22 protein-coding genes and 1 pseudogene are annotated in these 20,770 nt (G+C 37.1%); 13 read left to right on the top strand and 10 right to left on the bottom strand.

Annotated features, from left to right (window positions below):
- The first annotated feature begins 5 nt into the window (after positions 1-5).
- The 6 genes from M2448_RS19120 to M2448_RS19095 all read left to right on the top strand — a co-directional run bounded on the left by M2448_RS19120 (position 6) and on the right by M2448_RS19095 (position 3,907).
- On the top strand, positions 6-566 hold the full coding sequence (locus M2448_RS19120; RefSeq protein ID WP_280647688.1) for an alpha/beta fold hydrolase: 561 nt from the start codon (positions 6-8) through the stop codon (positions 564-566).
- A gap of 94 nt (positions 567-660) precedes the next feature.
- Complete coding sequence (locus M2448_RS19115; protein WP_280647689.1) at positions 661-1,158, top strand: GNAT family N-acetyltransferase; 498 nt, start codon at positions 661-663, stop codon at positions 1,156-1,158.
- On the top strand, positions 1,155-2,084 hold the full coding sequence (locus tag M2448_RS19110; protein WP_280647690.1) for a hypothetical protein: 930 nt from the start codon (positions 1,155-1,157) through the stop codon (positions 2,082-2,084). The genes M2448_RS19115 and M2448_RS19110 overlap by 4 nt, the downstream gene beginning before the upstream one ends.
- A 2-nt stretch (positions 2,085-2,086) precedes the next feature.
- Positions 2,087-2,551: a hypothetical protein gene (locus tag M2448_RS19105; RefSeq protein WP_280647691.1), complete on the top strand. Its 465-nt coding sequence runs from the start codon at positions 2,087-2,089 to the stop codon at positions 2,549-2,551.
- Between the two features lie 6 nt (positions 2,552-2,557).
- Positions 2,558-3,133 (top strand): Crp/Fnr family transcriptional regulator, encoded by a 576-nt coding sequence (locus M2448_RS19100; protein ID WP_280647692.1) that lies wholly within the window; start codon positions 2,558-2,560, stop codon positions 3,131-3,133.
- Between the two features lie 69 nt (positions 3,134-3,202).
- Complete coding sequence (locus M2448_RS19095; protein ID WP_280647693.1) at positions 3,203-3,907, top strand: isoprenylcysteine carboxylmethyltransferase family protein; 705 nt, start codon at positions 3,203-3,205, stop codon at positions 3,905-3,907.
- 13 nt (positions 3,908-3,920) lie between these two features.
- On the opposite strand, the gene M2448_RS19090 is transcribed toward M2448_RS19095, so the two are convergent.
- Entirely contained in the window at positions 3,921-4,754 is an 834-nt protein-coding gene (locus M2448_RS19090; protein ID WP_280647694.1) for an AraC family transcriptional regulator, read from the bottom strand.
- 144 nt (positions 4,755-4,898) lie between these two features.
- Here M2448_RS19090 and M2448_RS19085 point away from each other — a divergent pair, with 144 nt between their 5' ends.
- From M2448_RS19085 to M2448_RS19065, 5 genes are all read left to right on the top strand, one after another.
- Positions 4,899-5,561, top strand: a complete 663-nt coding sequence (locus M2448_RS19085) for an HAD hydrolase-like protein (RefSeq protein ID WP_280647695.1) — start codon at positions 4,899-4,901, stop codon at positions 5,559-5,561.
- Between the two features lie 66 nt (positions 5,562-5,627).
- Positions 5,628-5,873 (top strand): hypothetical protein, encoded by a 246-nt coding sequence (locus M2448_RS19080; protein ID WP_280647696.1) that lies wholly within the window; start codon positions 5,628-5,630, stop codon positions 5,871-5,873.
- A gap of 538 nt (positions 5,874-6,411) precedes the next feature.
- On the top strand, positions 6,412-6,756 hold the full coding sequence (locus M2448_RS19075; RefSeq protein WP_280647697.1) for a helix-turn-helix domain-containing protein: 345 nt from the start codon (positions 6,412-6,414) through the stop codon (positions 6,754-6,756).
- A 303-nt stretch (positions 6,757-7,059) separates the two neighbouring features.
- Positions 7,060-7,686, top strand: a complete 627-nt coding sequence (locus tag M2448_RS19070) for a BfmA/BtgA family mobilization protein (RefSeq protein ID WP_280647698.1) — start codon at positions 7,060-7,062, stop codon at positions 7,684-7,686.
- Between the two features lie 3 nt (positions 7,687-7,689).
- The gene (locus M2448_RS19065; RefSeq protein WP_280647699.1) at positions 7,690-8,631 is read left to right on the top strand and encodes a DUF5712 family protein; all 942 of its coding nucleotides are present in this window, start codon (positions 7,690-7,692) and stop codon (positions 8,629-8,631) included.
- Between the two features lie 262 nt (positions 8,632-8,893).
- Here the strand turns inward: M2448_RS19065 and M2448_RS19060 are convergent, their stop codons facing one another.
- The 9 genes from M2448_RS19060 to M2448_RS19020 all read right to left on the bottom strand — a co-directional run bounded on the left by M2448_RS19060 (position 8,894) and on the right by M2448_RS19020 (position 17,312).
- Entirely contained in the window at positions 8,894-9,208 is a 315-nt protein-coding gene (locus M2448_RS19060; protein WP_280647700.1) for an HNH endonuclease signature motif containing protein, read from the bottom strand.
- 29 nt (positions 9,209-9,237) lie between these two features.
- Positions 9,238-9,378, bottom strand: coding sequence for a hypothetical protein (locus M2448_RS19055; protein WP_185155779.1), 141 nt, complete (start codon positions 9,376-9,378; stop codon positions 9,238-9,240).
- A gap of 97 nt (positions 9,379-9,475) precedes the next feature.
- Positions 9,476-9,889 (bottom strand): hypothetical protein, encoded by a 414-nt coding sequence (locus M2448_RS19050; RefSeq protein ID WP_255495495.1) that lies wholly within the window; start codon positions 9,887-9,889, stop codon positions 9,476-9,478.
- A complete protein-coding gene (locus M2448_RS19045) occupies positions 9,882-11,108 on the bottom strand; it encodes a nucleotidyltransferase (protein ID WP_280647701.1) in 1,227 nt (408 codons plus the stop codon). The genes M2448_RS19050 and M2448_RS19045 overlap by 8 nt, the downstream gene beginning before the upstream one ends.
- 6 nt (positions 11,109-11,114) lie before the next feature.
- On the bottom strand, positions 11,115-12,236 hold the full coding sequence (locus M2448_RS19040) for an HNH endonuclease (RefSeq protein WP_280647702.1): 1,122 nt from the start codon (positions 12,234-12,236) through the stop codon (positions 11,115-11,117).
- A gap of 186 nt (positions 12,237-12,422) precedes the next feature.
- Positions 12,423-13,745: an ATP-binding protein gene (locus M2448_RS19035; RefSeq protein ID WP_280647703.1), complete on the bottom strand. Its 1,323-nt coding sequence runs from the start codon at positions 13,743-13,745 to the stop codon at positions 12,423-12,425.
- 198 nt (positions 13,746-13,943) lie between these two features.
- Complete coding sequence (locus M2448_RS19030; protein WP_280647704.1) at positions 13,944-15,266, bottom strand: ATP-binding protein; 1,323 nt, start codon at positions 15,264-15,266, stop codon at positions 13,944-13,946.
- Between the two features lie 758 nt (positions 15,267-16,024).
- On the bottom strand, positions 16,025-16,960 hold the full coding sequence (locus M2448_RS19025; RefSeq protein ID WP_280647705.1) for a transposase: 936 nt from the start codon (positions 16,958-16,960) through the stop codon (positions 16,025-16,027).
- Between the two features lie 40 nt (positions 16,961-17,000).
- Entirely contained in the window at positions 17,001-17,312 is a 312-nt protein-coding gene (locus tag M2448_RS19020; protein ID WP_280647706.1) for a hypothetical protein, read from the bottom strand.
- Between M2448_RS19020 and M2448_RS19015 the strand changes: the two are divergent.
- Together M2448_RS19015 and M2448_RS19010 are read left to right on the top strand one after the other, a co-directional pair.
- Positions 17,310-17,463, top strand: a pseudogene (locus M2448_RS19015) (IS982 family transposase); the annotation flags it as partial. The gene M2448_RS19020 and the pseudogene M2448_RS19015 overlap by 3 nt on opposite strands.
- A 286-nt stretch (positions 17,464-17,749) precedes the next feature.
- Positions 17,750-20,614, top strand: a complete 2,865-nt coding sequence (locus tag M2448_RS19010) for a glycosyl hydrolase family 28-related protein (RefSeq protein WP_280647707.1) — start codon at positions 17,750-17,752, stop codon at positions 20,612-20,614.
- Positions 20,615-20,770 lie beyond the last annotated feature (156 nt).

Raw genomic sequence — 20,770 nt, 5'->3', positions numbered from 1 at the left:
TACAAATGACTCAACCCTATAACATATATGTCGTTCATGGATATACTGCCAACTCACAAGCCAACTGGTATCCTGACCTGAAAAATCACTTAGAATCTGAAAATATAAGAGTGCATATATTTGATATGCCTAACTCTCATGCACCGGTAGAAAAAGAATGGCTAGACTTTTTAGAGGCTAATATCACAAACTTGGATGATAAATCAATCTTTATAGGCCATAGCTTAGGCTGTGTAACTATACTGAGATTTCTCGAGAATAAGAATACAGATAATATAGAGTCTCTTTTTCTTGTCTCCGGATTTATCGAAAATTCACCTATCCCGGAACTTTCTGAATTTGTAAAAGAAGAAATTGATCATTCTAACTTTATTGAAACCATAAAGAACAGAGTGGTTATATCAGCAGAAGATGACGACATTGTACCGTATCCATATTCAGAAGTGCTAGCAAAGAAATTAAATGCTCAATTTAAACTCTTGGAAACCGGAAAGCATTTTATTGACAGGGATGGTTTTACTGCATTTCCATACCTTACAAATCTCGTTCAAGCAACAATTTTCTAAAAAATCAAAACTTATTAATATTTTTTTGATTCATTTTTACACCGATTCATTTATCAGATTGAGGTAACTTTGCAGAAAACATAAATATATTAAAATGATACAGTTAAGGAATATAAACAAAGCTGCACCCGAAGAAATACAGAAATTAGCAAATAATCATGTAATTGCTGTAAATCTACGGGATGCTTTTCCATATCCTTATACGGTTGAAGATGCTGTTACTTTTCTTGAATTAGCCGCAAATGGTGTATTAGGACACGTTTTCGGCATATATGATAATGATACGTTCGTCGGCTGTTGTAGCCTGATTCCGCAAAATGATGTATATCGTATTAATGCAGAAATAGGATATTGGATTGGAGAACCTTATTGGGGCAGAGGATATGCGACCGATGCAGTAAGGAAATGCTTAAAATTTGCCTTTGAGGAACTTAATTTATTGCGGGTTTATGCGAATATTTACGAGTACAATATAGGCTCAATGAAAGTTTTGGAAAAAGTAGGCTTTGAAAAAGAGGCCATTATTAAGTCCTCGATAATGAAAGAAGGCAAAATATTTGACGAACATTTATATAGTATTAGAAAGCAATGAAAAAAGACATAGGCGCTCATATTATCAGCAAATTGGATTTGCAGGATATAGACAAAATACTTGCCGACGAATTAAGTGGGTCAGAGTTAAACACGGTTTTACTGGATGTTTTTAACAGGCGTGTTCAGCAGGAAACACCCTCGTCTTTATTACAGAAATACGAGAGCAACAAACTTGTTAAACCCGCCCCGTTAGAAGATGTTTTGGACTACAAAGAAAATGAATTGCGGACTTATAAATTAATAGCAAGCAAAGGATTTAAACCCGTAGAACTTTCCCCGGTTGCACAGCTTGGGACAAGTAGTGTTATAGCAACGGTAGATCAAAAGAAAGTCCTTACCGCTTTGAGAAATACGGAAGTACAGGCCGACCCAACTAACGCAATAGCACTACATTATGCGGCATTAAAGAAAAAAGGAGAATTAGATAACAAAACCTACAATTACAGTAATATTTCACGGGTAATAAGGACACAAGTTTTTGATAATCCTAATTTCACGCCTCATTTTATTGTTCTTGCTTTGATTTCATGCGGTAGAGATACTGGTAGTTTCACTTTTGAAAAAGAAGAACTATTAAAACATCTGACTACATCGTATGAAATATGTAAAAGTTTCGGAGTGGATAAAATATATTATGAGATTATTCCGTGCAAAGGCTATGACTGTCAAAGCCCGCTAATAACGGAAACAATATCGTATGTCCGGAAAAAAAGTAGTCTTGAAGTTGCGGCTGTTAAGCCGCAACATGATAATAACTATTATCATGGTTTCAGGATAAAACAGCAAATAGTGATTGGCGGCAATACTATTGAAATTGCTGACGGTGGGCTACTTGACTGGACGCAACAGCTTCTAACTAACAAAAAGGAACGAATGATGACATTTGGTCTTGGCATTCAGGTATTATATCATTTGACTAAATAAACATGGTAAAGGGTAAAGTGGTACACTTAGTATATTGTGATGACAAAGCCAAAGTATTAGATAAAATACTCAATAGCAGTAAAACGATGATCGTTCGTGGAGCGGCAGGAAGAAAAATTCCCCACAGCCGGGTGAATGAAGGTGAAACCCTCTACTTCATGCAGAAAGGTTCGAAGAAGATTTCTGCCAAAGCCATAGTGACTCATGTTGATAACTACACCAAACTTGCCGATCCCGAGATTATAGAAAAGCTGAATAATCCGAAACTTGACCTAACAGACAAGCAGAAGGAGCGATGGCATAAGAAATGCCTGATATTGGTTGAATTCTCTGGTCTGGAAAAGATTGATCCTGCACTTGATTTAGAACATCAGGGGAATATGGACGACTGGTTAATTATCGAAAAAATCGAAGATGTACTTGTGGGAACAAGCATTCCCTATAATTACGAGAAAAGTAAGTTTTAATAATATATGACCAATCTAATCAACCTGCTAACTAGTCTGAACATAGACGAGGCAAAAGCTATTGAATACGTTAACCTACTAAAACACATCTTAATAAAGAAAGGTGAACATTTTCAAATGCAGGGAGATCCGGCCAAATATATGGGATATGTAGATTCGGGGAAATTCAGATATTACAAAATAGATAAGGAAGGCACTGAACGCACCCTTTGGTTTAGCAAATCGTTTCCATTTATCGGAGACTACCATTCGTTCCTAAAGAAAACAAGAGCCGAACTCTGTGTCCAGGCAATGGATAATTATGAGATCGTATTGTTTACTTACGGGCAAATCATGGAGTTATTAGACATGAATACAGATACCCAAAAGTTCAGAGCTACACTTGCCGAACGTTCCATGTTTGGTTGGCGTGGTATTGCCTTGGCTCTGTATTTCGATACTGCCGAAGAAAGATACATGGAATTATTAAACGATTATCCCGATATAGAAAAAGAAATCCCCTTAAAACATATTGCTTCGACTTTAGGTATCTCTCCCGAAACACTAAGCAGAATAAGAAAAAAGTTAGATAAAAACACATAGGCTTGACCTAAGTCAAGAATTAATCCTTTCAGTCTCTTTACTTTTACCACCAATAAAAATGTAAAGAGTATGAAGAATCTATCCCAATTATCCATACATGGAATCCGGTACATCCTACGGATGTGCATGCAACTACTGTTTCAAATCGGAATTATACTGATTGCGGCAGGGACTTTTGACATTGGTAGACAACTCCTGATCTACTTCTGTATCCTCGCCGGAAGCTATATCACCGAATTATGGGTAATCTCCCGCCACAACCCGGAAGTGCTGAATGAAAGGGTGAAGAATATCAAAGCCGGTACAAAATCATGGGATAAAATACTGTTGTCGCTGTATGTGATATTCACCTTTGTTATAATGAATGTTTTCATAGGGCTGGATATACGGCTCGAATGGCCGCATATAGGTTTTAACTACGTGTATATTGGATTGGTCCTGTACATTCTTTCGGTTATTATCAGCACAAAGTCTCTATTGACAAATAAATACTTCGAATCATCTTCACGCATCCAAACCGAAAGAAATCAAACGGTTATATCCACAGGAGTATATGCTGTTGTCCGCCATCCGGGTTATAGTTCCATTATCCTATGGGCATTGTCGATTCCTTTGCTGGCAGGGGCGATTTATACATTTATCCCATCGGCTGTTATTATTATACTAATATGTATCAGGACTAATCTGGAAGATAAGATGTTGAAAAGAGAGTTGAAAGGATATCGAGAGTATTCGTTTAAAGTAAAATACCGGCTTATCCCTTATATTTGGTAAGATACCTTTTCCCTTATCCTCTTTTCCTGAAATCCGACGGACTGCATCCCCTGTATTTCTTAAACAGTTTATTCAGGTGGCTCTCATCGGTAAACCCCAGCTCGGTTACAATTTCGTTTATCCTCATCTCGCTATGCAACAATCGGTTTTCCACCATTTGTAGTTTATAGTTCAAGATAAATTGTTGCATAGTTTCGTTGGTGTGTTTCTTGAAATAGCGTCCTAAATAGCTTGCCGAAATTCCGAAGTGCTGTGCTATCGTTTTTGCTTTAATTTTATCGGGTTGATAAATGTTATTTTGGATATATTGTAGAATATCAAGTGATTTTTCTTCTGAACGTTCATCCAGTTGTTCCGGCAAGAATATGGCAATATTACGTGCCACAACAATAATTATTGTATTGATTAACTGCGTGATAATTTCTTTGCTATAAATATTTCTATTGACGTATTCGCGGATAATAGCCTCAATCATAGGTTTTACCAATAGCTTATCCGTCTTATTCCTCAATATACATCCCGGCTGATGGTTGGCATGCTGTAAAATAAACTCCAACCGTTGTATGTTTTCGGCACCAAATACCGCTGAATGAATATAAATGTCATTGAATTTTATATTGATAAACTTGGTCATCGTATGAATTTCGAAAGAGTGCGAATCCCCCGGGGTGATCATAAATAAATGACCGTCATGATAAGAAAACTTACTGTTATTAATCCATTGATTTCCAGTTCCGGAAAATATATAAACCAATTCAAAAAAAGTGTGGTCATGCTCTTTTAGAAGAGATTCATCTAGTTCACTGATGCTAATCTCAAACGGCTGATGTAAGTTTTCTCGTTTCATGTTGTAAATATACGCATAATAGAGAAGATGTACATATATAACGAAAAATATTACCCTAATTTTCCTTAAAACAAGGTATATATTTGCTGTATGGAAATGTTTTCCAGTAAAATTATAGATTTACAATAAAAGGAGAAAAAGACAATGATTAAATTGGTCGCGTTTGATTTGGATGGTACCATTGGAGATACAATCCCACTATGTATCAAAGCTTTTAAAATGGCTGTGAAGCCATATACGCAGCATGAGCTTTCAGAAGAAGATATTATACAGGCTTTTGGGTTAGACGAGGAAGGTATGATAAAGCAAATTGTTCCGGGCAATAATTGGGAAGCGGCATTGAACGATTTTTATACTATCTACAAAAAAATGCATGTATTATGTCCTCAGCCATTTGACGGCATAATAGAACTGATTAACGAACTGAAAAATAGACATATTCCTGTTGCTCTAATAACAGGAAAAGGAAAGATAAGCTGTGATATTACATTACAGCAATTTGGTATGGAACAATTTTTTGATAGGATTGAGACAGGTTCTGCCGAGAGAAATAGAAAATCCGAAGCAATTAAACACTTACTTAATAACTACAATTTACACTTAAATGAAATGGTTTATGTCGGTGATGCAATTTCCGATGTTGTGGAATGTAAAAGAGTCGGAATTACGTGCTTATCTGCAGTGTGGGCTGCTTCATCTATGACAATAAACCAATTAGAACAACAGAATCAAGGATGTGTCTTTTACTCGGTTAGCTCATTGCGTAAGTTCTTAACAAAGAACCTTTCTTCAACCCAACATATTTAATTTTTAAATTATCATTCAGCATAAAATAGGACTTCGGTCTGATTATAATATTCACCATTAAAATTTATGCTTATGAATGAATTATTAAAAATGAGATTGTTCAGTTTATTATCTGAACCTTCACAAGTAGCAAACGAAGAAATGCAAAATGCCTATGGGTGCTTTATAGAACAGCTAAGAAGAGTCAGCCAATCCGAAAATAATATAGAAGTCTTTCGGATGCTGAGTTTTACTCGTATTGAGTTAGTAGCTTTACAAACCTTTTATCAACACGAGCAGGGGGGAAAATGCCCTGAAATTTGCCTACCTTAGAAAAGCAACCTTATTCCTTGAATCAGAAATTGACTTGCTGAAACTCACATTTCTGCAAGTACCCTTATTCGTTAATAATAGCATTAAACCCTGTAAATCAAAGGTCTATTTTGTCCCTAAGCCCAAAGAGGGCTTGGGGATTGATAGTATGGGAGAGTTTGCTGTCTCATTTGAACTATCCAGGCAGTTCCTTAATGAAGAGGGGAATCCTGCCCCGCTTATCCTTATCTCTGAAGCTTTGGAACAAGCTTTTAATTTCAATTTCGGAAGTATCTATAAATCTAAAAAGAGAGTATTTAGCCGTAAACCATTTAATCTAACCAGAGCATTAGATTATCTGAGAAATCTAATAATAAAAGCAAGTCGTAAAACAAGATGAAAAATAATTGGTTTACAATTTGCTGTATATGAGCTTTTTACAAATATTTTACAGGGGAGTCCATAGGGATTCCCCTATTTTAATTACTCCGTTCTGCCGAGCTTTGCTTCGTCAATGCATTGATAAATTGAATGTTTAATAAGTAAAACGAAGCAAATTATGTATATAGATAATGAAGATTTCGAAAAATGGATGGGTAAACTATCCAAGAAGTTGAACGATATAGGTCAAGACCTGAAATCGCTTATCAACACCAAAGAAGTATTTGACGAAGATGAAAAACTGTTGGATAACCAAGATTTAGCATTTCTCTTAAAAGTGTCATATCGTACGCTCCAGCGGTATCGTTCTAGTAAAAAACTGCCTTTCTTTATGATAGCTCATAAGACCTATTACCGAGTAAAAGATGTCCGCGCTTTTGTTCGTGAGCATATGGATTTTCAAACCTATCAGCAGTTTGAAAAGAAGCATCCGACAGATAATAATGATGAAAAAGATGAATGATTCTGCATTTTATGTTTTAAGCAGAATAAGGCAAATGATGAAGGCTTGTTTTTAGTTTACGCCTTCAAGTAATGGCTCCGCATTTAGCAGAAACAACCTCGCTTATCGGCTCTGTTTGTTTTGCTAAATTAAGCAAGAGGGAACTGGACTTCGTCCTGTTCTTCCTCTTGCCCTGCGGGGCAAAGCCTTCGGCTTTAGCGGTTTATACTAAACCGCTATAATTAGTCCAATAATTAGCCTTTTGTATTTATCGCTAATTATCAGACTTTTAATAACATGAAATTCCATTAAAAAGTAATTATCATGAAAGATGAAGCCCAAAAGATTATATATACTACTGTTTCCATAGACAAGGAAACAGGGCGTTTAGTAGAAAAGATATGTAAACGCTATTCGCTGAAAAAGAGTGAAGTTGTAAAGCTGGCATTCGGGTACATCGACAAGGCACATATCAACCCTGCGGATGCTCCCGAATCGGTAAAATCAGAACTATCCAAGATTAACAAACGGCAGGATGATATTATCCGTTTCATTCGCCACTACGAAGAAGAACAACTCAACCCGATGATACGAACAAGCCATTCAATAGCCGTTAAGTTCGATACGGCTGTCGGAATCCTAACGGAAAAAGTAAATTTAGAAATAAACACCTCAAAAGATAACCTTGTCAATGTTCTGAAAAAGTTAGACGAGCATTTCGGCAAAATAGCAGTAGTAATAAATAACCAGTCCGCAAGCCTTGATAAACTATCTGCTACTATTGATAGCCATTCCAATGCTATAAATAAGCAAATCCAAACCCAGCAAAGAAACAATCAGAAGTTATTGAAACTGATTTCCCTTTATTCGGAACTGGCAACATGCGGAGTAATGGACGGCAAACGCAAAGAGAACCTAAGAACCGAGATTAACGACCTGATAAGCCAATAACTCATGAACATAGATTTCCCGCCACCGTCCAAAGGCACATATAATAATGCAGGCAGTAGCCGAAAGCTATGTAATTATTTGGAACATGAGGACATGGAACGCATGGAGCAAGGAATCTATACAGAGGGCTTTTTCAATCTGACAGACGATAATATCTATAAATCACAGGTTATAAAAGATATAGACAGCAATATAGGGCAACTAATGAAAACAGATGCCAAGTTTTATGCTATCCATGTCAGCCCGTCAGAAAAGGAGCTTCGGGTAATGGGTAATACCGAACAGGAACAAGCCGAAGCCATGAAACGGTATATCCGTGAAGTGGTTATTCCCGAATATGCCAAGAACTACAACAAAGGACTATCGGCAGAGGATATAAAGTTTTACGGAAAGATACATTTCGACCGAAACAGGTCAGATAATAACCTGAATCTGCATTGTCATTTGATTGTGAGCCGTAAAGACCAATCCAACAAAAAGAAGTTATCCCCGCTTACCAACCACAAGAACACCAAGAGAGGAACGGTTAAGGGCGGTTTCGACAGGAAGAACCTGTTCCAACAAGCAGAACAGGGATTTGATAAACTATTCGGCTACCAACGCCAACTAACTGAAACCTTTGAATACTGCAACACGATGAAGAACGGCAGTCTCTTCGAACAACTTAATATGCAAGAACGCCAGATTTCCAATGAAAGAAAAAACACAGATATGCAAACAGGCTTATATGCAGATAAGCAGGACGAACCGAATGAAAACAAGGTTGCATATAAACAAGACGACAACCTTTCAAACGATATTGAAGATAAGCAAAGTTTCAATCTCCCTGATTTGGGCTTGTCTTCTGCATTGGGATTGCTTACTCCTGATGCCAATAAAGAGGAGGATCAAATTCCGATGAAAAGAAAAAAGAAGAAGCCCAAACGGGGATTTCGACAGGGATAATCCATTTTATATTTGTGAAACAAGGTATATTTCAAGTCTGAAACAGCAATGCCAAGGCCTTTGGCTTTTAGAAGATTTCTTCCTTTTCGTTTACGAAAAGAGTAAATCTCCTAAAAGCATTGCTTTATTCAGCCTTTCCATAAGAGAGGTGTTTAACAAATCTAAAAAGTGAGAATATAAGGATTGATAAAAACAGACATTTTTTGTCAATCCTTTTCTCTGTTCATAATTATTTCCAAATTAATTTATCGAATAATAAAAACTACTTTGATGCACTTACTACACAATAATCATTAGCTGGGTAATCATCTCCTTTTGCTCTATTGTTTTGCCAGTGGAGAGGCTGTAGATTTGATAAATTATCTGTGCCGTCTTTGCATTTTGGCTTAATGTGATCAATCTCCCACCCATAACCGTTTTCTGTTGTATCCCCATATTTGTCATAATGGATCCATGCACCACATCTATCTTTTCGTACTTCATCTGGATCATATCCAGAAATAACTATACCCTTGTTCCACACAGCTCGCTTTTCTGTTTCAGAAAATGAGCTTCCAAACATTTTAGTTGTTGACATAAATATAAAAATTAAAATTAATAATAAATTTACTTCCCTTTTTTACTGCTTTTTTCTCTTTGAGAAAGTGCGCTTCCGGCAGCAGTTTTGCTCGTAGCACTTGTTCTTCCATCTCTCAAAACTTTCGAAGCGGCAGAAGCAGCGGCTTTACCTGTAACTTTTTTAGCCATAACTTTCAAAATTTGCTTTTCAATCCAAACAATGCAAGTGGATTGATTCTTGCTTAAAGTCGTTTTCTCACTTTATGGTTGACTTTATAAACCACGTTTAATGTATTCCACCACCATGCCAAGTACCGGTGGTTACCCAAATCTCATAATGAAGCAGCCATTCGCTCGTCCACGGAATAATTGTTTTTGCAATCATTTTACGTTCATTCCATTCATTCATGAGCCTATGATACAAGCATAAGTGCTGTTTTTCGTGATTATAGGTATGCGGGAGTTTAGTCGCATCCTTAGCCAAAGGCAAGGGATTTGGACTAAGTACATATATATTAGGGTTGCATCCTATATTATACTCTACCTTAATATTGTAAGTTATGCTTAAATTAGTTGGTTGAAGCTTTCCTTCCCAAATTAGCCCTTTATCATATCCAACGATTTTCAAAGTAGAATCAGGGAAAAGATGCCGAAGCATTCCCCCTTGAGCATGTACCGAAATTCGTTTCTTTTTAGTCATTACCATGAAAATTATGTGCGGCTGCGGCTACATTACCTACTGTGCTAAGAATACCTGTACCTGCTGCCATTTTTAACACCCCACTTTCCCGAAGATTACGATTCCTTTCGCCTAAAGTAGAGAACGTCTTTGTAACAGCCTGCTCTCCAAAAGGCTTTTTCATTGCTTCGGCTATATATTGCAACCCTCGTTTTTGAACAATGGCTTGTACGTCTGATTCAACTTGGTCGAGCCATTTATAGAAATTCTTTTCCCTTTGAGGATGTTCCACCCATTTGTCAGCAAAGTTTTCTTCGGGATTTACCGGATTCGGAATCCATTTTACAATCTTACCTGTATTTGGGTCATAACGGCTTTCAATATAGTTATTCATATTGGCGGCTACATTTGTCAGCGCATCTATGATAGAAGTTTCTTTGTTGTATGCTCTTGAAGCCAAAGTTGTAATAATAATGGAAATAGGTTTGTGTTCATCTCCGTTAAACATCATATCTCGATGTCGTTTCAGAATTTGAACAACTCGCTGGAGCGGTAATTTTTCTTTATTATACTTTGGTACGGGGCTTATAGCTTCCGACAATATTATGGATTTACGCAGTGAGGTAACATCGGCTGCATTGAAAAACCATCTACCATAACCGAATGGATTGCTTTTCATCCAATTTTCAGCAACCGTATCAGTATAATAGTTGCTGTGTTTATTATCTGTTATACGTATTGCCAATGATTCGTAATCTTTGTCCAACGCTGTAGCCGAAAAAGCCTTTTCAAGTACAGTATTATACCCGTTACAAACAAGGCTCGGTAGTATATCCATGTGATAATTGGCACTATCGGAATACATCAATGTCCAACATCTTCTCCCTTCTTCGTCAAGCATATTTTTGTAAGTTTCGTTAGCTTTGAGCCTATTCCCGACCGCCTGTTTAAGATGATATTGTGTCCACTGCGGATTTTTTCCTGTCAATTCACATACTAAATCAATGTCCAAATCGTCATCTTCACAAACGGGCTTAATCATCGTTCCAAGCATGAATGAGCCTTGCGGACGAATGATCGGTTTATATGGAGCAAGTGATGATTCCGGCTTCGCCAACCATTCGCCTACTGCGCCATAACTACTAACTGCGGCTTTATATTGGGTTTCTGTGATGTCCAATGTTTCGCCGAGTGTTTCTAAAATCTCGCTGAATTGTTTTTTTTCTTCTTGCGTAAGCATATCTATTTATTTTATTGTTATTGTCTTGTAAAAATCGTTCTTCTCCTTATTCGCATCATATATCGTCATTGGCATATCGACTTTGGGCATCCAAACTCGACCCAATTCAACGGATGCAGAAACGGGCATAGCTGGGAAAATATGTAATCCCGTATAACCGTGATATGATTTGATCTTATCGAAAGCATGTCGGACAGTTCGACGAAAATCAGACAGCAATGCTTCAGTTTTTAAAAAATCGTTGTGAGGAGCACCGTTTATGGTGATTTCCCATATACTTGTATTATTCCCCAACGCTTTTTGTATTCTATCATATGTTACTGTCGCACTCATGCTAAATACAAGAACCGGAACTTTCGTTTTGTCGTCTGGTTCGCGAAGAATATATTCAATATCAGAAGAAGCAGTTTGCCATTTCCATGTAGAAGGCTCTCTGTGTTTCTGATATACTTTGACATTATTCAGATCGTTTAATAATACTCCGAACTTTATAAGCAATGGTTGCGGAGCAATTGCAAACACCGAATAGTGGTCAGTATTGCCTTGCATCAATCGTGGCTTTATTTTCAGATTGAACTGCGTAAAAAGGTTAGCTTCTTCAGTGATCCAATAAGCGTCCATATCATCTGTTAAAGAAGCATTCTTATATCCCAACTCAATCGGATAATCGCTTGCAGGATAATAATCGTATAACAACGCTTCATTTGCCGATTGATAGGACAAAGGAGAGTTATTAACCCCTATATTTGCTCCATATAGAATTATTTCACTGGACATATTGGGAGCGATATCCGTTATTCGCTTGATGCGTTCTTCATGTTGTCGTTTCATTTCAAGAAGATAGGATTCAGTATATGTAATTTCATCCGCATCTACCATTCTGTGATGTGTATCACAAAGTAGCATTAAGTTATTAATGTCATTTGCTAATAGCTTTGACCGTTTCACATCTCCTCGTGGCCCGGTCGACTCATCGCCAACAATATGGGCTATGTATGCACTATTACACTTTTTGTTAGTCAGAATGTCTGTGTGCAGAACCTTATTGCATCCTGCATATTCACATCTTCCGGCAGATACTGCCCAAAGAAGATTTTTGTTTTTGGAAGAAATGCTTGTTACGCTCATTTGAATATATTTTCTATTTACATTTTTATGTTAATATTCACAAAGATTCAAAAAAACATTTCTAACACACAAGCTTTCGTATGTTAAAAATACTTAATAGCGGTAATAACCTCAATTACGACACATTTATGACAAAAAAAGAATATCCAATTTGGATATTCTTTTAAATTTTACCGCTATCTTGTTTTATTGCAAATGATATATTTTATTTCGATATTTATCTAAATGTTCCACCCAAGTATCATCATCGCACATCTGGGGTAATTGTCCCCATTTGTTGTTCTGTAAAACGTATTTGCGAAAATTGAGGTTCTTATGTACATTTTTCAAGTTTATTGTTTGTACAGATGAAACCCCGTCCAAGTTTTTAGAGAAGAACCTTACCGAATCTCTACGCATATATTCAAATTCCAATAAACTGTAATCATATGACGCAAAAATTAGCTGCGATCTACCTGCTATGTTTAAAAAGAATTTCAATAACCGACTAAAAGCTTTTTGTTGGATTCCAACTGTAACTTCATCTAAGATTGTACAATCGCCATCTATGGCTGTATGGTAGAAAGCTATCATTAATTTTATAATAGCCAAGGTACCATCAGATTGAGCACTCTCTGATAATAATTTATTCCCATATTTTTCAGTATGATGAATAAAAGTTGCTACTTCTTGATAGCGCTCTTTTTCTATTTCTTCTGATGTGAAAATAGAATTCAATTTCTCCAATAGCTCCTTAGGAAGCTCATGTTTTACTATGTCAAAATCAACTATATTGATACCAATATCATTAATCAAACCAAGTATAACCTCTTTGCAAACAACCTCCTTTGCACTCCTCCCAACTGGGAGTCCTCCTGTTAACGATATCCCACGCATTGGAGTTACATTTAGGGAACTATCGAAAAAATCAAAATTATCTTTTAAAACAGTACAAGGTACATTAAGCTCGCTTATGACAGACAACACAGTGGTGTTAGAGATAGTGCTATGCTTTAACTGATAACGAGTATCATCATCAATACTTGCATCAGAAAAAATAATCTCTGTAGTGTCTTGCATTTCGTTGTAAAACCTTTCATATATGCATCGATCTTTGCCACGTCCTATTTTTTTTTCTAATTTTTCATATCGAATATAATTTTCATCCCAATCAACTCGATATGTGTATCTAATATCTTTAATATGATAAGATATTGACATTTTTGAAGGTGATTTTTTAGTTTGGTCATCAAATTCAAAAGGAGCATATGGGATTTTTTCATTACGTTTTTTCTTGAAAGATGAGACCAACTCCGCAAAGTTTCTTAGAGCAAATATAAAATTGGATTTACCAGCACCATTATTACCAAAGAAAAACACACACTTCAGAAGAGGAACACCATTGACTAACTCCACTGAGTTGTATAGCTGATTACTAGTTTTCTCGCTTCTTTCTTTCTTGGCGACGAAACTCAAAGTCTCTTCATCTCTAAATGACAAGACATTTTCTATAGACACTTTCTCTATCATAATTTTAGGACTATGCAAACTTTCAGAGAGCAAAAGTACAAAAAAAACGGATTAAAAAAGCGAATAGCGGAATTTTTCTCAATAATAAAGCAGAGGATGCTAATACTTCCCATTTACGCCCCATTAAAGTAGGACTTTAACTTCTTTTAGACACGAGGTTAAGTAAATATCAGTGTAACATGTTGATAATTAAGAAATCTACATATCTTCCAACGACAAAAAAACCATCTCAATCTGATACTTAGGCAATAGCTTATTTTTAAGATGTTCCACCTTTGCTGCCAATAGTTCTGGTTTGAAATTTTTCTTTTGTCGCTTTACTTCTGCTGCTACTGCTTGGTTTTTCTCCAATTTCAGGGCAACAATATCAATTTCGTTCTGATTACCTTTAGGCTCCCACCATGAGCCAATGGCGCGGTATTGGAAACTTTCGGCAAGCTGCTGTTTGAAGTATCTTTCCAACATGATACCGGAATAAGTTGGATAGTCAGCTTTGATGATAGCCTGTAAACCAATAAAGTTCTTTATCTCTATCAGTGAGCGATGGCGGTCGAAATAGTTGAACCAAAAACGGATAAAATTATCTTGTATTTCATATCGCACGGCTTGACTTCCTTCTTTTGCTAATATAGGCCGTTGGCGAATAATGATATTGTAATCTTCAATCAATCGCTTGATTTGTCCACCAATGCTTTTATCTCCTAATGCAGCTTCTATTTCGGGTTGTGTATTGATACCTCCCGAGATGGCACTTAGGATAGAGAAGTAGGTCGCATAATTTTTTCCGAACTCTTCTATCAATAGGTTTTTCCCTTCATCGGTAAAGGGAGAATTTTCCCGAACCATAAATGAAATCATTTCATCTATACTCAATGTGATGTTATCGCAAAATAACTCAACATACTTGGGAACCCCACCTGTAAATGTATAGAGTGCGAGTAAGTCATCATTAGTGTAACTTGGATTGTAATCACGCATAATTTCTTTTAGCGTGGTTAAATCAAAAGCTGAAAGCTTAATAATATTGTCCGCTCTACCAAATAGAGGTTCTTTATTGTTTTGGAATATTTTCTGCATCAACGAATAAATAGAGCCGGACACAATCAGATTCATTTTGGTTTTTTTTCGATAGGTGTCCCAGATATTCTGCATATCGCTATATACCGATTCATTGATATTGTAGAACTCCTGAAATTCGTCAATAACGAGATTGAACGATTTTTGTGAAGCCAGCTCCATTAGATATTGAAACAATGATCGGAAGGTGCGTATTTCTGCAGGAACAAATGTGTCGAGTGATTGACTGACAATCGGAATAAACTCCGAACAGAGCGTTGCTTCGCTTTTACGGCCGACAAACAGATAGACAGTCGGTAAATCCTCGACCGATTTCATGATGAGGCTCGTTTTACCAATCCTTCTTCTTCCTGTTACTACAGTTAGACGGGAGTGGTCGCTGAACGATAAGTTTTGTATCCGTTTCAGCTCGGCCAGTTCACTTATTCTGTTATAAAACTTCATGCTCTTTATCTTTGTTACATCCGTAACAGTTACGGTGGTTACAAAGATATGCAAAAGTTTGGATATATAGCAATCTTTCTAATTTTTAAGTCTATAGATGCTTCCTTTAGAAACAATAATTCTTTTCTACTGCACAAGTCACCATACGAGTCAACGCGCAAGAACTGCGCAAGTCAACTAAATGAGTAGAGGAATATATTGGGAGTGATTTGCCTAACAAGTGAGTGATAAAAGCCTCTTTTGTTTTATACGCAAAACGGAAATGGCGTATTTTTGTTTTGTCGATAGAACAAAAACACCCTCAACTCATCTCAATACTCTGTTTTGTCCGAAAAAAAGCAATAATTTCGGACAAGATGAAAACACAATACACATTCGATTTTCACTTGGAGTTTTCCCCCAATTCAAACGACCTAACAACACCCACATTATGAGTTACTAACATCTCCATTTCGTCCTATGCACGAAACAAGAGTGTGGTATTTTTGCCTTGTGTACAGGGCAAAAAGGTTCTTTCTGCTAATTTCCACCCTTAAAATAGCCCTCATTTCCCGACTTTTTCCTACCTTTACAACAGAAATCATGCAAATAGCGAGCAGAACGATGAAAAATAATCGTGTGCTAAATCGTGTGGGATTCCAAATTTAAAAAAATATAAAAGGTTGACTATCAATAGAGATACAGTTAAGGTTCTCTTTCTGGTGGCACCTCTTAAGAAGAGTAGCAAAACGAAGCAAATCCCTGAAAAATAGACAGTTTCAGGGATTTTTCTTTTTAGGGCAACCCTGTGAAAATGGCAAAAAATGGATCAACGTAAAAAGCTGAGGGATTGCTTTTGTTTTGGCATTGAACGATTCACTTGCCGCGTTGGTAGAACGTCTGTCAAAAAAGTTAATAATATTCAGGTAATGTGTTTGTATAGTCCTGGCTATTGTCCCGAAAGAGAGGAATCCTGATTTATCGACCTGATCATACCACCTTGCCAGCCGTGTTAAAGCCACATCCTTGGTCTTAGCCTGATGGTAGATCAATCCAAGCTGCATAGCCAAACAATAAGCTTTTTTAATATCGGGGTATTCCCTGAACAGGATCTCCGCTCTTTGCTTCTGTGTTTGAGTCCACAGGGATTCTTTCTTGAACAAGAGGTAACGGCTGCGTGCTAAAAGCTGTTTAAGAGAATCTCCGTTTTCAAAAGTCGGGGCGATGTATCGTTCACCTTTTGCTTTAGCTACTGCCATATCTACGGCTTGCCTGTCCAAAGCCTGCCAACGGGCTTTTATACGCATCTGTTGAACAGCATCGAAAGCTAACTGCTGTACGTGAAAGCGGTCGATAACCCTTTTAGCGGTGGGGAAGCAGGTTTTAGCTATCAACTCCATATTGGGAGCCATATCCAGGCTTATCTCCCTGACCTGGAACCTTCGTCTGCGGGACATCTTTAAAAGCACATTACAGACCGTTTTGACATCAGTTCCTTTTATGATAGCGATGATAGAGCCTTTCTTGCCCTTGGCTTCTTTGTTGATCAGGATGGTATAAAGTTCGCCTCTTGAAAGAGCCACTTCATCGATGCCCACATAACTGCCTGTATTCTTTTCATAGAGTATCCAATCGGTAGCATGAGACAATTGGTCCCAAAGGCGGTAACCGCTTAGATGATCCCGGTACTGACGTTCGTATAAATTGCCATCCAATCCATAGAACTCGCCGATGCCCTTACAGCTTAATGCCGTATTATCGGTGTAATCCTTTTAAAAAAGAGGCAAACTCTTGCGTGATACGGGTGCCTTCGGCTACTATCTTAAAGTCCCGGCTGAGATAGTCCCCGCTCTGTTTATGAATCCATCGGCGACGGCGCAGGTCTAACAACAAAGCCTTGACCCGCACAGGAAAATCATTCACTAATACATGAGGATAAAAACCTTTGCTTTCATACAGAGGATTATCCAGGTTGTTCTTTTCTTCCAAGTAAATCTTGATCTGTGCCTTGCTGTCCTCTACTTTCAGTATATCAAAGTAATCCAATAAACCGGAAGGTAGCCTCAACTATGTGATCAGTTTATGATTCGCAGGAATTATGCCAAATCTTTTGACGGATTCAAAAACAGGCTCTAAGATTATGGCTCTGACGGTTATACAACTCATAAACAAACTAAATAACAAGAATATTAACAATTTAAAAACTTGTATTGTCTAAATGCACCACGGGTTATTTGATATTCCCTATTCTAAATAATCTGCTTTTGTCAATCTTGAAATGTTAACATAATTAAATATATACACTCTAGTTTTATCCCCTTTCAGAGTCCAACTTATTTCGGAGATATTGCCATTATATTGGGGTTTATTTGCTGAGTTATAAGATAATTTATCAAAAACAGACTTTGGAATAAATTTGCAACAATTTGGAAGATTCTTACAAGTGCTATTTTAATAATTGGAATAATATTGCTGTACAATTTTATACATATATTTATTGCGAAATGAAACATAAATTTTTAACCTTATTTTCTATTGCTTTTATTCTGAGTGGAAATATCATTTCCCAGAATAAAAATGCTTTTATAGTCGAATCTCCCGAATCTCCTAATATTATTACAATCAACGACAATAATATATTATTGGCCGACGGAACGACTTACTCATTCACAGTAGACACACCGAAAGACGAAGGTCTGGTTTCAACCGGCTTAACTGTTGATAATATTAAGAAACAAATACAGGTGTTAGCAGGAGGATATTTTGATTATACTGTATATAACAGTAAGAAAGAAATAAAGACGGAAGGAGTTTTGGCTTCGGGAGACATACTTGAAGTTAAATCTCAGGGCAAAAAGAAGGCTTATACAATAAATATAGAAAAAGCAGCTCTTTCGCCATCTCTCTCTCTTCATCGAAACAATATGACTGCCAATACCAGTGGAGATATAACTCTCGATTTTGTAGCAGGACAACGTACCCCTAAAGCTGTAATTAATATATATATACCAAAAGGAATAAATGCAACTTTGGACAATACTACAGTGGATGTTATTGGACGGGGAGAAGTTTCTTTACGGAATTTACCTTATCAGTCGATAGGTAAGACAGGAACAAACTATTCGTATAAGAAAGTCGGAACTGTAGATATTACTCAGAATGGAGACAAAGGGCAGATACTGACTTTCTCTGATATTGACCTGAGACCTTTGAATGCGATCGATCTCAGAATACGTATAAAGGGTGTAGTCTTAAGTAAAACAGGCGATTACGTTTTTCAGTCGGATTATACTACTACCGAGCCACAAGTATATAAAAGCAAGATGACGAACATGAGTTCGGCAACAGTAAAAGTTGTAAATACAATATCCGATTTTCGTCACGATATGCCTCGTGATTTCACATATAAAGAAGATAAAGCCCTTTTTCTTAAACCTGAACTAAGATGGTCTGCTCCAAGAAATGAAGCAAATATAGTTTTAATGCAATCGGTGGATAAAGGGAAGAAATGGACTGTAGCTAAAAATGTGAATGCCACATCGGGTAGGCTTATTACGGACAATCTTACCCCGAATACAATGTATATGTTTAAGCTTCTTGTCAAAGATGGTGCCCATAAGGGAGAATCAAATACAATCAGTTTCTATTCCGGTAAATTCGATGTGAAAACATTCGGAGCTAAAGGTGATGATAAAACGGATGATACCGAGGCGATAAACAAAGCTATTTCCCATATAAATGCAATAGGTGGAGGTATATTATCATTTACTGATGGCAATTATATGGTGCGTACTGCACATCTTAAAAGCAATGTTTGGCTACATGTAGATAAAAGTGCTACTATCAAAGGCTTACTTGGGCAAGACGCTCCCGAAGCCACATGGTTTAGCGACAGGGATTATCGTGCCGGGCTTTCCCCGACTGATCCACGTCCGTATGCTAATCCTGAAAACTGGCTGACCAAGCAGGATGTAGGACATACATTTTTCCGTAATGTTATGTTCTTCGCCGAGAGGCAGGAAAATATAAAGATATTTGGAAATGGACGTATTTCCGGGAACGGAAGCCTTGTAAACTCTGATGGAGTAATGAAAAACTCACCTGAAAAGCGTGCCGATAAGATGTTTACATTCAAGCTTTGTAAGAATATTGAGATTGGTGGTTATAATATAGGTAAAGACATGTGGTATGATCCGGATAAAGATGAACCATATTATATAGATGAGGGTGGAAAGAAAAATTTCGAACTGGATAATATACTCCATCTCGACAGAGGCGGCCATTTTGTTCTTTTGGCTACAGGAACAGATAGCCTGAATGTTCACGATACCTATCTCGGAAAATATTACAACGGGAATGCACGAGATATATACGACTTCATGGCATGCAGCCATGTGGCGGCTGTAAATATTTATTCGAAGATGAGCTCCGATGATATCGTAAAGCTGGGCTCCGACTGTTCATTAGGATTTACCCGCCCGGTTAAAGATTATACCGTTCGCAATATTATAGGTGACACAAATTGCAACCTGTTTCAGATAGGTTCTGAAACGGCTGACGATATTCAGGATGTATATGTCGACAATATTTATGTATTAGGATCAAACAAGGCCGGATTTTCTATCTCGACTAATGATGGTGCAAATATCAAAAATGTATATCTGAATTCAGGCCGTACCGGTAAAATCCATTCTCGGTCGAAGATGTTGCGTACAAGAGCTCCGTTTTTCATCTCCATATCAAACCGCGGGCGTGTTATAGGCGCAGATGTACAGATGTTTACATTCAAAGAAGGAGAGTCGATAAGAAAAGAACTGCTGTGTACAAATTCAAATATTGGATCGGTCGAAAATATTATCATTAATGATATAGATATCACAGAAGTTTATGGCGGAAGTTCCCACAGCGGGAAACGTTGGGCTCCGTATAGTGGAAAGCAAAATAAGGCTACTCCTATCATTGCGGGATATAAATTGCCTGATTCGGATGTTGTTGAAGGTGGACTGAATTTCACATTACCAAATGGGAAGCATACAGGATATATCACCAATATCCAATTTAACAATGTGAACCTTTTGGTAAAAGGCGGGCATCCTTCAGAAGATTCCAATGCATCTCCTCCAGAAATAGGGGTAGGACGTTATAATGTGAATGACCTTAAGATACAACCTGCATATGGTTTCTGGTTCCGCCATGCAAAAAATATACTATTAAAAAATTGTACGATAAACTATGAAGAATCCGATGGAAGGCATGCTATTGTTCTCGACGATGTTATAGGAGGGAAAATAGAATCGGTAAAGATGCCTGACAGCGTAACAAAACCTTTGATAAAATTAATTAGCTCTAAAGAAATTAGTATTGAATAAAATAAAAAAGAAAAACACTTCACAGATTGCATTATCTATTCAATTTAGGTAAATACGCTGATTATAAATCTCTTATTGAAATAGTTTTGCCGGTATACAACATCTGACGAGTACCGGACAAGGGTGAAGATTATCCGAAGTCAACCAAGAGATAGA

It is taken from the genome of Dysgonomonas sp. PF1-14 (assembly GCF_029892965.1).
Classification (GTDB): Bacteria; Bacteroidota; Bacteroidia; order Bacteroidales; family Dysgonomonadaceae; genus Dysgonomonas.
Note: the sequence above shows the minus strand (reverse complement) of the source record. Positions and strands in the feature narration are given on the sequence as shown.